The organism is Ruegeria sp. CDSB113, from assembly GCF_059611045.1.
Genome location: NZ_JBXWOU010000001.1, coordinates 91,884 through 105,762, shown reverse-complemented (window position 1 = coordinate 105,762; position 13,879 = coordinate 91,884). Strand labels below are relative to the sequence as shown.

Genomic DNA, 13,879 nt, shown 5'->3' with positions numbered 1-13,879 from the left:
AGCGACCGCTACTTCGCGGCCTCTTGCTGCTGCAGTAAACGCGCCTGAACCCGGTCCGTTTCCACCTGAGCCCAGCCTTCGTTGGTTAGTTTCTGGTGCTTGCGTACCTCGATCAATACCTGCTGGGCACCCTCGGGATCACCGGCTTTCAAAATCAGCTCGGCGATTAAAGTCAAAAGGAACGGTTTGTAGTTCCCCGCACCGCTGTCCCACCAGGCCTCGGCCGCCTGACGTACCGCGCTGATGTTGTTAAAGGTCGGCACATCATAAGCAGTCGCCCAACTGCGCCACAGATTGGCGGTAACAGTCATAAAGGTAAACGAGTGCCTCTCGGACACCTCTTCAAGCTGTTGAGCGGCTTTCAAAACATGATCCGGTTCACGACGCAAAGTATGCAACATGCAAAGATAGGTCAGCGCCTGGGCGACACTGTGGGCATGCTTTAGGTCCTTGGCGGCATCGACGGCCCTTCGCTGGATATCAACGGCTCGGTCAGGATCGCCTTTCAACCACAGCGCCATGCTTAAAAAACAAGACGTTATCGCTGCGTGGTCGGATCCGTAGACATAAGCAAGCCGTCCATGCAGATCGGGTTGGTAGAGGTCCAGCGCCAACTGTAGGTGTTCATGCGCCGCGTCCAGATCACCGATATGCAGCAAAACCGCCCCCATCGCGCGATGGGCAATCATGACATGATGCGCCTCGTCAGACTGACCTGCCAGATCGAGGATTTGCCGCGCCGCGTCCTTCGCCAAATCGTATTCGGCCCGCACCAAATGGAACGAATAAAGGCCATTGAGAACAGGAAACAGGTTCTCGGTCTCGTCCAGCCGATTGCACAGCTTTCGAATTCGGGCATAGACAGCGCCCGTTTCGTCGGCGGCAATGCCGGCCGTCGAACGGGTCACGCCCGCGCGAAGCACTTGTATCTCGACCTCTTTGCGGTCGCGTTCAACGGTGCTTTCCAATTCGTGTAACTGCTGTATCGCATGTCCCAGCTGGGTCACCGCTTCGACATTCGCAGAGCGCTCGGCTGCGCGTTGGCCTGCAAGGTGCCACTGTTCGATGGCCTCGCCGGGCATTTTCGCCATGGTGTAGTGGTGCGCCAGAACTTCGGGGCCTGCATCTGCGTGACTATGCGTTCCGTGATGCAAGGCCTCTGCTACGCGCGCATGCAACCCGCGGCGTTCGCTTTTCAGGAGGCTGTTATAGGCCGTGTCACGAATAAGAGCGTGACGGTAGGCAAATGTCTCTTCTGCCTTTTTCTGCGTCACAGTGACAATGCCCGCGTCGACCAGCAGATCCAGACCCGCGCGCAACGCCTTATCCCCAAACTCGGACACGCCGGAAATCAATTGATAGGTGAAATGCGGACCGATCACGGAACCGATTTGTGCGACTTCCTTCGCCGAACTTAAACGGTCCAATCGCGCCATCAACGCATCCTGTAACGTGCTGGGGACCAAAGGTGCAGGACCGGGCGCGCCATCCAATCCAAGTGCATCTGCCCGATCGGCCAATTGACCGGATTCCAGCAAATCCTTTGTTACCTCTTCAACATAGAGGGGAATACCGTTCGTCCGCCCCGCGATCACGCCGAACATTTCGGGCGAGATCGGCTTATCCCCAGCCACCTGATAAACAATCTCGCGGACCTGCGCGAAATCCAACTGCCGGAGAGGGACATGAGTGACGTTGGGCTTGGTGGTCCAATCCGGATCAAAAGCCGTCCGGTACGTCATGACGATCAGAACCGGTACTTCCTGAATTCTGTCCACGATCCGGTCAAGCAAGGTTTTCGTCGTCGGATCAATCCAATGCGCGTCTTCAATGAGGCACAGGATGGGCTTTCGCGCGGCCCGTGCAATAAGTTGACCGGCTAACATGTCCAGGGTCTGATCCATGACTTGCTGTGGCGTCAGATCCAGGGAACCAAGTTGGTCTTCGAATGGAACAGACAAAAGTGCCGCTGCCAGCTTCACGCTGTGGTCAGGCGGATCTTCCAGATGTTTGGCAATTTTCCTGAGCCGGACGCTCCCTGTATCTTCAACACGCAGGTCCGCAGCGTTTTCAATCTGACGGATCACAGGGTAGAGCGCACTTGTCTCATGATACGGTGAGCACTGAAACCGCACTTGCAACGCTTCTGCCTTGGCAACACCCAACCGCAGTTCTTCGATTAAGCGGGATTTTCCGATACCTGCTTCGCCGGATACCAATGCGACTTGCCCCTGGCCTGCCCGGGCCAGCGCCAATTTGCTGCGCAGAATGTCAAACTCCGGGTCGCGTCCAATCAACGGGCGCAACGCGGTACTGTCAGTCGTCATGAACCGGCTGATCGTGTCTCGTTTGCCGGTGACCTGCCAGGCCTCAACCTCTTTCGCGAAGCCTTTGAGTTTGAACGCTCCCCGCAAAACATACTCGAACGCGTCGCCTGCCAGTTGGTGCGTGGTCGGAGCGACAATCAGAGTGCCCGGATCGGCCATAGCCTGAAGGCGCGCTGCCAGGTTTGGCGTTTCGCCCATGGCGGTGCCGTCTTCGAACATGTTTTCACCGCGCAGGTCACCGACAACGACCAACCCTGTCGCGATCCCTATCCGCACTTCGAGCTTTGCGTGGGTCCGAACTTCCGGCATTTCCTGAATGATCCTCAGCCCCGCACGTATCGCGCGTTCGGGGTCATCCTCATGCGCATGCGGAAAGCCGAAAAAGACCATGATGCCATCGCCATAATAACTTGCGATATGGCCGTCATACGCAGCCACAGCCGCCGCGCAGGTTTCCTTGAACAGGCGCAGAACCTCGGCCAGATCCTCAGGGTCCAAGCGCTGCGCGATCTCGGTGGACCCGACGAGGTCGATGAACATGACAGTCAACTGCCGCCGTTCGGCAACGATTGTCGGGCTGAGGGTCGAATGTAGTGACGGAACGCCAGCCCCGGATTGTTCGCGCAAGGCTTTTGCAAACCGTCGCCGTGGCCCAAGCGGCAGTCCAATTGCGACAAGATCGTCTTCTGTCAGCTCAGGCAGATCACCCACCACTATTTCATGACGGGCAAAGGCCTTGGCGTATTTTGACAGGCCGTTTTTATCCAGCCAGATCTCGATTTCAGACATGCAATCGTTTCATTTGCGTCAATCCAAACAGGGCAAATTCAAGCGAACGTTCCCTGATCGCGCCCAGAAAATCGGATTTGCCGGTTCAGTTACCGGCGTGACCGACGGGGCTTGTCACCATCAAGGACGACCCCAAGGGTTTGGTCAAGTGAAACGAAAAAGGCGGGTCCACAGTTGAAATTGGGCAGAACGAACGCGACGGAATGGTGGCAACCAAAGACGATACGCTCTTAACTCGGACGAAATCCGGAGACAAACGGGAGGGGGCCGGTACGACCGGTTCGAAAATCGATTGATCATCAAAGCGCTGAAAATCGTCACAGGCACGCTTATTCTGGGTGTCCTCGCAATTGTGGGCTATCTGCTGATCGCCCCGCCTGACCTCTTGAAGGTTGGGACGAACTATTCAGCAAAGATCGTCTGTTCCAATGTCTTCATTGCCGGGCGCGACCCGGAAGAGGTTCTGACCGTCGATGTTCAGGCCCCGGGGCATCCGTTGCTCAAGCAGATCTCGATCGACGTGGACGCTGAAGCCCAAACCGTGACGGCACGGATTTTCCGGTTCTTTGCCCCCGCGACCTCGCAATATCGCGAGGGGCTTGGCTGCACCAATGTCCATGACGCGACGCTCAGCGACGCGACCCTGACCACGATCGAGCCCTTGCCCACTGGAATCTGGCCCGTCGGTACCGAAGTTCAACTGTCACAAGACCCTGAAATCGCGCGTATCCTGGCGGATAGCACACTTCTGGGCGAAGGATACCGCGCCGTGGTTGTCGTGCGGGATGGGCGTATCGTTGGCGAGACCTATGCGGAGGGGTTTGACGAAAACACGCCTTTGCTTGGGTGGTCGATGACCAAGACAGTTACTGCGGGCTTGATCGGCACCCTGATCAAATCCGGCCAGATGTCGCTGGAGGATACGCTGACCGACAGTTATCCGGACTGGGCACAGGACGGACGCAAAAACATCACCCTTAAGGACATGCTGGCCATGTCCAGTGGCCTGCAATGGAATGAGGAATATGGCGACGTCTCGGACGTGACCAAGATGCTGTATCTTAATGATGACATGGCAGGTTTTGTCTCGGGCCGCCCGGCGGAAAGTGAGATTGGGGCGGATTTCAACTACTCTTCGGGGACAACTACAGCCCTGTCGCGCGTCTGGCAGGACAAACTGACCGATGGCAGTCTGACCTATCCACAAGAGGCGCTGTTCGAACCATTGGGCATGACATCCGTCGTGCTCGAGACCGATGCGGCGGACACATTTGTCGGGTCCAGCTATATGTATGCCACTGCGCGCGACTGGGCGCGTTTTGGGCAACTTCTATTGCAGAAAGGCGAATGGAACGACCAACAAATCCTGCCCGAGGGTTTTACGGACTGGATGTTTGAGCCGGTTGCCGCATCTGACGGAATGTACGCCAAAGGTCATCTGTGGCTGGACTCTCCGGGTGGGTTACCACCCTATGAAGATGCCGTCTGGCTTCAGGGGCATGACGGGCAGTTTATCGGCGTGTTTCCATCCCAAGACATGGTCGTTGTGCGACTGGGTCTGACACCCTCCCGGCACGGATATTCCTCGTTGCCGCTGGCCGAGGCGCTCATCTCTGTCTTGCAGGATTGATAAGAAGGACCCGCTGGTCGGGTCCTTCTTGCTAATCCAGAATTTGCGTTGCAATACCGGTGCTTGTCAGTTCATCTTCTACAAGGGCATAGATCTGATCCGGCGGCGTGTTCAGAGAATACAACATCAATGCAGGATCGACACCCATGTCGATCAGATGCTGCATCGTCTCGCCCTGCCCTTTCTGGATGCTTTCAACGGCAAAGACCACGGGGATCAGGCGCGGTTGGTCATAGTAATGCTGATGAAGTCCGACAATGCCTTGTAGTGACACGATACGCGCGACCCCACCGGCCAGAATATATGGACAGGCGGACATGCAGACCGCGCCGGGCAGTACGGCCGATGACAACCCGGCCTCGCGTATCTGCGCGCCGATCAACAAAGCTTCGGACACTTGGCCGCCCGGGCTGTGCAGCGCGATCAGGTCGGGTTGTTCTTGCATCTCGGACAAATGGTTTTCGAACCGATCAGCATCACCTGTTTCAATCTGTCCGCTCACCAGAAGGACCCGCCCCAGATCACCGGCTTGCTTTTCAGTAAATTCCAACCGCGTGGGAAAGCTCTGAGGCACCGGCACATCCAGCGGTTGGTCCTGCGGCAACAGCGACGGATCGGTGCGGTCGGTGCGGTACTCGCGCCGCTGATCCCCAGGTGAGATGGGGCCTGTCGGCAATTCAACCCTTGGCGCGAACGGGTTGGAGACAACGTCGGCCACATCCGACAGGATCAGAATACCTGCGATCACCAGCTGGAACACCAGCACGTATCGCAGCCCCCTGCGCACATCAATTCGGGATAGGAAGCCCATTATGTTTCGTCTTTTTTCGGCGTGGCGCGATCCAGAATTGCGGCATCTGCGACGCCCATCGTTGCCTCGACATCTTTCATCGCATTCATGGCCGCGCGCAGGTCAGACAGCGTTAGCGTATCCTCAATGCTCATACCGTCCTTCCCGCTTCGGATGGCGGCTTGGGTGATCGCCAGCACGAACACAAGAACTGCGGGCAGCAGGTCGATTGCGATGGCTCCGGCCCAGGACGGCACAAAGTTGTGCGCATACTTGATTACCGCATCTGCACTGGAAATGGGATTATAGGCCGTCTCAATTGGCGGCTCGATCTCCAGAACCTCTTCAGCAGCGGTCCGAAGGGTTTTGCCACGCTGATCAAGTGCGTTCAGGACCGAGTTGATGGTCGATGACTGGGCATCGCGCACCTCGGAACTGCGCCCATCAAGTTCGGGCAGCACGACCGAGGACGGCAAATCCCCGGCTGCGCGCGCAACAAGCGGCGCCACGTTGTACTGGTTCAAACGCGAAATCACCCCGGCCAGCTTGACGCTTTCTTCGGAAAACTGCACCGACCGGCGATCAACCGGCCCCGGGGCAACGGTAAGCTCTCGCATTCGAGCAAGGATTTCGTTGCCCTGCTGGAACGCATCTTCGATCAGCGGCTGTTGATTGGCGATCTGCTCTTCAAGATTGCGCAGCTCTTCGGCCTTTTGGGTCAGCACGCGAAACACAGCCCCGCGACCTGCCGTGCCCGAAAGATCACCGGATTGCTCCAGCTCGGCCAGTTCTTCGAAGCTTTGTCGCGCGCGTGCGACCTCGCGCCCCAGCGCCTGACCGCTGAGTGCAATGTCGTGCGCCTGCTCAAGCGCCGCCTGGTAGTCGCGCACGGTGTTTTCAAGGTGCTGTTCGACCGCAGCCGCGCCGGCCAGGGCAGCAGCGTTAAGCCAGCTGGACATGGCGATGATTGCAACCGATCCAACGATCGTCGAGATCGTCAGGCCTATGAAACCGCTGGCCGTGCGCATCGACGGCAGTAAGCGCAGCATATAGCTCCAGAACACAAAGATGCCGACGGACACTGCGATCAAATAGGCGACCGCTGCGAAGAAGGTCACCGCGCCATTGTCTTCCAGCAATGATGAAACACCAAGGTAAGTGTAAATACCTGAGGCTATGGCCAAAACACCCAAAGCGGCGGGCGTGAACGTGTCCAACCAGACTAGATGCGCCTCAAGCTCTTTGGCCGTCCGCAGCCCCCTCGCCTCCTCTGCAGTCAGGCGGTCCCTTGTCTCTGTCATGTCACCCCACGCTCCCAATCGTTAATCTTGGTTAATCACTAGATAATAACGCACGAGACCATTTGATATGGTCCCGTGCGTAACTTCAAGTTGAGCGGGTCGGGGCGAAGTTTTTTGATCGTTCCAGGATTACACGGACGGGTTCAAAACACCGGTGAGTCCAGCATGACAGAACTGCAACAGGTTCCGGATTGCACCCTCGGCGTCGCGTTTTTGGTCAGGGCCGGAAAGTGCCCTGATCCGCCATTCCGACGTGCACAACGCCAGCATGGACGACACCGAAAAAACCAGCGCCCCAGCAACGTTCGCCGGGTCGGCCTCGGGGTATTTTGTGCACAGCTTTTGAACGACCAGCGAGGCGACGGGATCAAAATGGGTTTTCGCCAGCGCATGCCAACGCGCATCAGCGGAAACTATCGCCACAATGCGCGCATAGGCCAGCCATTGGGGGTCATTACTGAATGCGCGGGTCAACAACGGCCTCATGAAGGCTGACATCAGGTCCGCGGCGTCCCAATCGCCGCACTCCTCCAATCGGCTGATGGCTTCACGACGCTCTTGCGATAGCTCGCTGGCGCGACGCGCCACGATGCGTTCAAAAAGCTCATCCTTTGGACCGCCGTGAAAGTTCACGTTGGCCTTCTGAACCTGCGCCCGCTCGGCGATGTCGCGAATCGAGGCACCGTCGAATCCCTGCTCGGCAAAGACCAGTTCCGCAGCGTCAAGAATACGTTCTCGTGCCGCAATGGATCGCTGCGAAGGCGCCCTTTTTCTTTCTTTTACAGCGTGTTGTGCCATTTCAAAAACTAATTTGCCTTATTTCGAACGATCGTTCAAGATAAATAGTGTCGCAGGAGGAGAAACGAATGGAACAGGTGCAAGTCGGAGCGGGCCAGCCGGTCACGGTGAAGGCCCGCCCGGAAGAGTGTTTTGCTCTGATCGGAGCTGGGCCCATGGGTCTGGCAATGGCCAAGACACTTGTCGAGCAGGGAGTGCCATTTCAGGGATTTGAACTGGCTGACGATGTGGGTGGTCTGTGGAACATCGATGCCCCTCGGTCTACGATGTACGAGACCGCCCACCTCATATCGTCCAAGAAAATGACCGAATTCACCGACTTCCCTATGCAGGAAGAAACGGCGGAGTATCCATCACATCGCGAGCTCAAGACGTATTTCCACGACTTCGCAAACGCATTTGACCTGTGCCAGCACTATCGCTTTGGTGCCGAGGTCCTGAGCACGACACCGCTGGACGCAGGCGGATGGGAGGTGAAATGGCGTGACAAGGCAGGCACTGAGTATTGCCAGATCTTTGCGGGTGTCTTGATCGCCAACGGCACTTTGTCCGAACCCAACCTACCCAAGTTTGAGGGAGAGTTTTCAGGCGAGCTGATCCACGCCTCGGACTATCGTTATCCGACGCAATTCACAGGCAAGCGGGTTCTGGTCATCGGGGCCGGAAACTCGGGCTGCGATATCGCGGTTGACGCCATTCACCACGGGCAATCCTGCGATATATCGATGCGCCGCGGGTACTATTTTGTACCCAAATACGTCTTCGGCGTTCCGGCCGACACGATGGGCGGCAAGATCAAACTGCCCATGTGGCTGAAACGAAAAGTCGACGGTGCAATCCTGAAATGGTTCGTGGGTGATCCACAGAAATATGGCTTTCCCAAACCGGATTACGCCCTGTACGAATCCCACCCCGTCGTCAACTCGCTGATCCTGTTCCACGCCGGGCATGGCGATTTGAAGGTGCGCCCTGACATTGAAAGATTTGACGGCAAGACCGTCCATTTTCGGGATGGCACCTGTGCTGAATACGACATGGTTCTGGCCGCGACCGGATATAAACTACACTACCCGTTCATCGATAAGTCGCACTTGAACTGGCAGGGCGACGCCCCGCACTTGTACCTGAACTGCATGCATCCAACCCGCGATGATCTGTTCATCCTGGGAATGATCGAGGCGTCGGGCCTAGGGTGGCAAGGGCGGCACGAACAGGCCGAGATGGTGGCGCGCTATATCGCGGGGCTAAGATCCGGAAACTCTGCCGCAAAGGCCATTCACTCGACCAAATCCCAAAAATTCGAACGTGCGACCGGCGGCATGAACTATATCGACCTGCCCCGGATGGCCTATTATGTCGACAAAGCGACCTACCGCGGTGAAGTGACCCGGCAGATCGCGGCGTTGAAAGCGGCCCAGTCATGAACGGGATAGACGACGTCGCGCTGAACTTCGATGCAGGCAACCTAAAGCTGCTGAACGTCATCCTTGCCGTCGTGATGTTCTCAATCGCGCTGGATCTTAGGATGGATGACTTTCGCCGGATCCTGCGCGGACCGAAACCGTTGCTTGTTGGGCTGGCGTCCCAGTTTTTTGTTCTACCCGCACTCACCTTTCTGATGTTGCTAGTGGTCAACCCACTACCCTCGGTGGCAATGGGGCTGATCCTTGTAGCGGCCTGCCCGGGTGGGAACATCTCGAATTTCATGACGCACCGTGCTGGCGGAAACGTGGCGCTTTCGGTGTCGATGACAGCTTTCGCAACCGTGGGCGCGATCATCATCACGCCCGCTAATGTTGCGTTGTGGGGGAATCTTTATGCCCCGACACGAGAAATCCTGCAAAGGACAGAAATCGACCCGGTCGCAGTGGCCATTACGGTCGGCTTCATGCTGATCCTACCGCTGATCCTTGGCATGCTGGTCAATGCGCGTTTCACAGCCGTCGCCGATAAAATCCGCCGCCCGATGCAGTGGCTCTCGATGGCGATCTTCATCACATTCATCATGGTTGCGCTCGCCGCGAACTGGGCAATTTTCCAGCATTTTGCGACCGCGATCATCGGGATTGTTATCCTGCATAACGCGCTGGCTTTTATGGGCGGTTATCTGACCGCGACGGCCGCCAGCCTGTCGGAACGCGACCGCCGGTCTGTCACAATCGAAACTGGGATACAGAACTCGGGCCTTGGCCTTATCCTGATTTTCGCCTTTTTCGGAGGGCTTGGCGGAATGGCGGTGGCCGCCGCACTTTGGGGCATCTGGCATGCAATCTCGGGGTTGGCTCTGGCCGCCTTCTTCGCAAGACGAGAGGTTCCCGAATGCGCCACATCCTGATCACCGGAGCCGCAGGCGCGGTGGGCACTGCCCTGCTGCATCGGTTGGGCGGTCGTGCCGACATCACGATCACCGCAACCGATATTCAAGAGCCCGCGAACTTGCCGACAAATGCACGGTTCGTACGGATGGATGTCACCGGCAACGCGCCTCTCAACGTCATTCTGGCCGAAGAACCGGACACCATTGTTCATCTGGCGTCCATCGTGACCCCCGGTCCGAGTTCGACCCGAGACCATGAATATCAGGTTGATGTCGAAGGTACCCGGAATGTGCTGAATGCGGCGATTGCCGCCGGGGTCAAGCGTCTGGTGGTTACCTCTTCGGGGGCCGCTTATGGGTATCATGCCGATAACCCGGTTCCCTTGCGCGAAACGGATGCGATACGAGGCAATCAGGAGTTTGCCTATTCCTGGCACAAGCGGCTGGTCGAAGAGATGCTGGCCGAAGCCAGACAAACCACACCCGATCTCGAACAGGTTGTTCTGCGCGTGGGCACAGTACTGGGACCCAAGGTCGAAAACCAGATAACGGCGCTGTTTCACAAACCCCGCCTGCTGGGCTTGAAAGGCTCCGACAGCCCATTTGTGTTCATCTGGGATGAAGACTTGGCCGATATACTGGTGCGTGCGGCCACGGACGGGCCTGCCGGCGTTTTTAACGTTGCCGGCGATGGCGCGCTGACCATCTCACAGATCGCGTCACAAATGGGCAAATCCGTGCGTTGGTTGCCCCCGGCGGTGGTCAGGGCCGCTCTGACCATTGCCCGCCCGCTGCGCCTGTCGCGTTATGGCCCAGAGCAAGTGCGTTTTCTTCTGTATCGCCCTGTATTGAACAATGCCGCGCTGAAAGGCGAATTCGGCTATCACCCCAAATTCACGAGTGCCGAGGCGTTCGATCGCTGGTGGGAGGCTACCCAATGAAACCAACCGCTGTCATTACAGGAGGAGCCGGAGGGCTGGGCCGTGCATTGTCCGCTGCGCTAAGGGCCGACGGTTGGCATACCGCATTGATTGATTTACCGGGGCAAGAACTTGACGCGCTTGCCAATCTGGATGACGTCAGCACCTTTGCCTGTGATCTGACCGACGCTGATCAATGCAAAGACACCTGCACCCGAATCATTGCGGCAAGAGACTCCATAGATCTGGTGATCTACAATGCAGGTGTCTCGCAGATTTCCGCGTTTTCGGACAGCGATATGCGCTCGCACCGAAACTTGTTCGAAATCAACTATTTCGCTGCAGTTTGTTGCGCTCAGGATTTTCTGGACGCGGTCAGGAAAGCCAAGGGTACACACCTTGCGATCTCTTCCGTTGCAGGTTTTGCACCCCTCATTCATCGAACCGCCTATGCAGCCAGCAAACACGCGATGGAGGGGTTCTTTAAGTCCCTTCGCGCCGAGGAATCCGCCCACGGGGTTCGAGTTTCCATCGCCGCGCCATCCTTTGTGGCGACCAATATCGGGCGACCGGAGGCCGCAGACGCTGGGTTCGTTCGTCCCGGCTCGGCCTCGGATGGTATCGACTACATGGAGCCGGAAGCGGCGGCACAGGTAATCTTGCAAGGTTACCGGCGACGTAAAGACTACATCCCAGTCGGGCGGATCGCACAGATCGCCAATCTGCTAAACCGTCTGGCACCAAAGCTCTATTTCCGACAGATGATGCGGACGGTAGGTAAGCGACGAACGCCCTGACCTGTCAACTGACCGAAGCCTCTAACACTGATTTTAGCTTTTGTGCATCAATCGGCTTGTGCAGCAAAAGGTAGCCTACCGTCTTGCAAGAGGCTGCCAATTCGGTCGAACGATCAGCGGAAATAATGCAACCGGGCAGTTGCCCGAATTCGCGTGTCAATTCGGCAATGGCTTCGGTACCGGTCTTTCCGCCGTCCAGTTGAAAATCGGCGACAATGACATCCGGTAAAATCCCGATCTCGTGCAGCAGGTTTGCCGCCTCATCTTTGCTGGCCGCTTCCAATACCTGAACGCCCCAGTTTTCCATCGTCATGCACAGCGCGCCGCGCAGGTTGTCATCGTTTTCAATCAGCAAGGCAACCGTCCTGTGCAGCACGTCCGAGCGCGGCTGTATCGACGGCTCACCACTATATAACGCACCGCGTGCCTGGCCTGCTGATGGAACCGTGATTGAAAAAACGGTTCCGCGCCCCAGTTCGGACTGCAAACGTATCGGATGTTTCAACAAACCACAGGCGCGTTCCACAATGGCAAGGCCCAACCCCATCCCTTCGGCCGCACTGGCGTCTGAATGAATACGTTTAAACTCTTGAAAAACAACGTCTCTCTGGTCTGGCGCGATCCCAATTCCTGTATCCCAAACCTGGATCGAAACGGTCTTGCCCAGTCGTCTTACACCAACCAGAACCCTACCCGTTTCCGTGTACCGGATCGCATTTGACAGCAGGTTTTGCAGAACACGCCGCAGGTAACTGGCATCACTTCTGACAACCGCATCGGTACCGACAAATCGCAATCCAAGCCCCTTGGCTTGCGCCATGGGCCTAAAGGCGTCCTCCATCTGGGAAAAAAGCTCACCGACCGGGACCGAGGATAAGTGAACCGATGCCCGTCCGGAATCCAGTTTCGATATATCCAGCAGCGCCTCAAGAATGTGTTCGACACTGTTTAGGGCGCTCTCTGCTTTCACCGCGACTGCGCGCGCATCGGCCTTGTCCAATCCACTGCCCAATGTCGAGACGTAGAGTTTTGCAGCCGACAGAGGTTGCAACAGATCATGGCTGGCCGCCGCGACAAAGCGCGATTTTGATGCGTTCGCGCGTTCTGCCTCGTTCAGCGCGTCCGCAAGCTCCATTGTTCGCGATGCAACGCGCTGTTCCAACAGTTCCTTGGCCTCAACCAGGGCTTGTGCGGATTTTCTTTCAGCCGTCACATCGGTGAAGGAAATCACGAAACCCCGATCCGGCATTTCCTGCGCGAAGACTGACAATATCTTAGCACGACCGCTGTGCATCTGGAATTGCAACGGCGGGCGCTCGGTCGAGCGATTGACCCAGGCCAGCAGGTCGGCGTCGCTCACGCCGCCCTCAAAACTGATGGTCGCGCTTAACCGGTGAAACAACGCCTGGAACGGTGCCCCCATCTGAAATTGCGCGTTGGGGATGGCCAACAACTCGCTGGCGCGGTTGTTCCACCCGACCAGACGCAGCTTGCTGTCAAAGATACAGACCCCCTGATCGATATGTTCCAGTGTCGCGCGGATCAGGCGTGCTTTGTCATCGAGGATGCGGTCCCTTTCCTGCCGCTCGACCCGCATAATGTCTGTTACATCCGTTTGTAAGATAACGGTGCCGCCATCCGGTGTCCGATGTTCCGACACCTGCATCCAGCGGTTGCCGCTAAGGCGGATGTTAAAGACGACGTGATCTTCAGCATGGCGCGCCATGCGCCGCTGCACCCAGTCTTTTGGGGAAACTACTCCAGGCAGGGACAGGAACCTGGACTGGCTGACCAACCCGACATAATCGGTGAACCGCAGCCCCGGTGTCAGTCTGGTTTGGATGTCAGGCATATGCAGGCCAAAGCGGCTATTGCACAGGACCATTTCTTCATCCCGGTTGAACAGCGCAAACCCTTCCTGCACCGCCTCGATCGCATTGGCGAGATTTGCGCGGGCGGCTTCGGTTTCCTGATTGGCCTGCGCCAGGCGCGCGTTCGAGTCGTTGAGCAAGTCCAACGCCCGCTCAAGGTCATCCGTCCGCGCGCGCACTTCCTGTTCAAGCATGGCAGCCCGCTGAAACTGAGCGTAAGCCGCGCCCGAAGCGTTTGTGGATTCCTCGACCCGCCGCATCAGGGCCGCGACGATTTTCAGCAGCTTTTCATTTTGCCGATCAAGCGGATCATTGGGGTCGGTCAGGGATTCAATCATT

At 57.3% G+C, this 13,879-nt stretch carries 10 protein-coding genes; 5 read left to right on the top strand and 5 right to left on the bottom strand.

Annotation, left to right across the window (positions count from 1 at the left end; translation table 11 throughout):
• Positions 1 to 8: 8 nt before the first annotated feature.
• On the bottom strand, positions 9 to 3,116 hold the full coding sequence (locus AC2FIS_RS00530; RefSeq protein ID WP_496771589.1) for an ATP-binding protein: 3,108 nt from the start codon (positions 3,114 to 3,116) through the stop codon (positions 9 to 11).
• A 292-nt stretch (positions 3,117 to 3,408) separates the two neighbouring features.
• Here AC2FIS_RS00530 and AC2FIS_RS00525 point away from each other — a divergent pair, with 292 nt between their 5' ends.
• Complete coding sequence (locus tag AC2FIS_RS00525; protein ID WP_496771588.1) at positions 3,409 to 4,746, top strand: serine hydrolase domain-containing protein; 1,338 nt, start codon at positions 3,409 to 3,411, stop codon at positions 4,744 to 4,746.
• 31 nt (positions 4,747 to 4,777) lie between these two features.
• Here AC2FIS_RS00525 and AC2FIS_RS00520 read toward each other — a convergent pair whose 3' ends face one another.
• From AC2FIS_RS00520 to AC2FIS_RS00510, 3 genes are all read right to left on the bottom strand, one after another.
• Entirely contained in the window at positions 4,778 to 5,557 is a 780-nt protein-coding gene (locus AC2FIS_RS00520; protein ID WP_496771587.1) for a COG3904 family protein, read from the bottom strand.
• Complete coding sequence (locus AC2FIS_RS00515; RefSeq protein ID WP_496771586.1) at positions 5,557 to 6,837, bottom strand: hypothetical protein; 1,281 nt, start codon at positions 6,835 to 6,837, stop codon at positions 5,557 to 5,559. The genes AC2FIS_RS00520 and AC2FIS_RS00515 overlap by 1 nt, the downstream gene beginning before the upstream one ends.
• Positions 6,838 to 6,966: 129 nt before the next feature.
• Entirely contained in the window at positions 6,967 to 7,635 is a 669-nt protein-coding gene (locus AC2FIS_RS00510) for a TetR/AcrR family transcriptional regulator (protein ID WP_496771585.1), read from the bottom strand.
• A 68-nt stretch (positions 7,636 to 7,703) separates the two neighbouring features.
• On the opposite strand from AC2FIS_RS00510, the gene AC2FIS_RS00505 reads away from it, so the two are divergent.
• The 4 genes from AC2FIS_RS00505 to AC2FIS_RS00490 are packed head-to-tail and all read left to right on the top strand — an operon-like array spanning position 7,704 to position 11,669.
• Entirely contained in the window at positions 7,704 to 9,059 is a 1,356-nt protein-coding gene (locus AC2FIS_RS00505) for a flavin-containing monooxygenase (protein WP_496771584.1), read from the top strand.
• On the top strand, positions 9,056 to 9,970 hold the full coding sequence (locus AC2FIS_RS00500; protein WP_496771583.1) for a bile acid:sodium symporter family protein: 915 nt from the start codon (positions 9,056 to 9,058) through the stop codon (positions 9,968 to 9,970). Before AC2FIS_RS00505 ends, AC2FIS_RS00500 begins: the two co-directional genes overlap by 4 nt.
• Positions 9,955 to 10,893 (top strand): SDR family oxidoreductase, encoded by a 939-nt coding sequence (locus tag AC2FIS_RS00495; protein ID WP_496771582.1) that lies wholly within the window; start codon positions 9,955 to 9,957, stop codon positions 10,891 to 10,893. The genes AC2FIS_RS00500 and AC2FIS_RS00495 overlap by 16 nt, the downstream gene beginning before the upstream one ends.
• Positions 10,890 to 11,669 (top strand): SDR family NAD(P)-dependent oxidoreductase, encoded by a 780-nt coding sequence (locus AC2FIS_RS00490; RefSeq protein WP_496771581.1) that lies wholly within the window; start codon positions 10,890 to 10,892, stop codon positions 11,667 to 11,669. Before AC2FIS_RS00495 ends, AC2FIS_RS00490 begins: the two co-directional genes overlap by 4 nt.
• Before the next feature lie 4 nt (positions 11,670 to 11,673).
• On the opposite strand, the gene AC2FIS_RS00485 is transcribed toward AC2FIS_RS00490, so the two are convergent.
• On the bottom strand, positions 11,674 to 13,878 hold the full coding sequence (locus AC2FIS_RS00485; RefSeq protein WP_496771580.1) for a hybrid sensor histidine kinase/response regulator: 2,205 nt from the start codon (positions 13,876 to 13,878) through the stop codon (positions 11,674 to 11,676).
• Between the last annotated feature and the right edge of the window lies 1 nt (position 13,879).

Coding starts and splice junctions, on each gene's coding strand:
- AC2FIS_RS00530 (WP_496771589.1), bottom strand. CDS start 3,116: ATGTCTGAAATCGAGATCTGGCTGGATAAAAACGGCCTGTCAAAATAC.
- AC2FIS_RS00520 (WP_496771587.1), bottom strand. CDS start 5,557: ATGGGCTTCCTATCCCGAATTGATGTGCGCAGGGGGCTGCGATACGTG.
- AC2FIS_RS00515 (WP_496771586.1), bottom strand. CDS start 6,837: ATGACAGAGACAAGGGACCGCCTGACTGCAGAGGAGGCGAGGGGGCTG.
- AC2FIS_RS00510 (WP_496771585.1), bottom strand. CDS start 7,635: ATGGCACAACACGCTGTAAAAGAAAGAAAAAGGGCGCCTTCGCAGCGA.
- AC2FIS_RS00505 (WP_496771584.1), top strand. CDS start 7,704: ATGGAACAGGTGCAAGTCGGAGCGGGCCAGCCGGTCACGGTGAAGGCC.
- AC2FIS_RS00500 (WP_496771583.1), top strand. CDS start 9,056: ATGAACGGGATAGACGACGTCGCGCTGAACTTCGATGCAGGCAACCTA.
- AC2FIS_RS00495 (WP_496771582.1), top strand. CDS start 9,955: ATGCGCCACATCCTGATCACCGGAGCCGCAGGCGCGGTGGGCACTGCC.
- AC2FIS_RS00490 (WP_496771581.1), top strand. CDS start 10,890: ATGAAACCAACCGCTGTCATTACAGGAGGAGCCGGAGGGCTGGGCCGT.
- AC2FIS_RS00485 (WP_496771580.1), bottom strand. CDS start 13,878: ATGATTGAATCCCTGACCGACCCCAATGATCCGCTTGATCGGCAAAAT.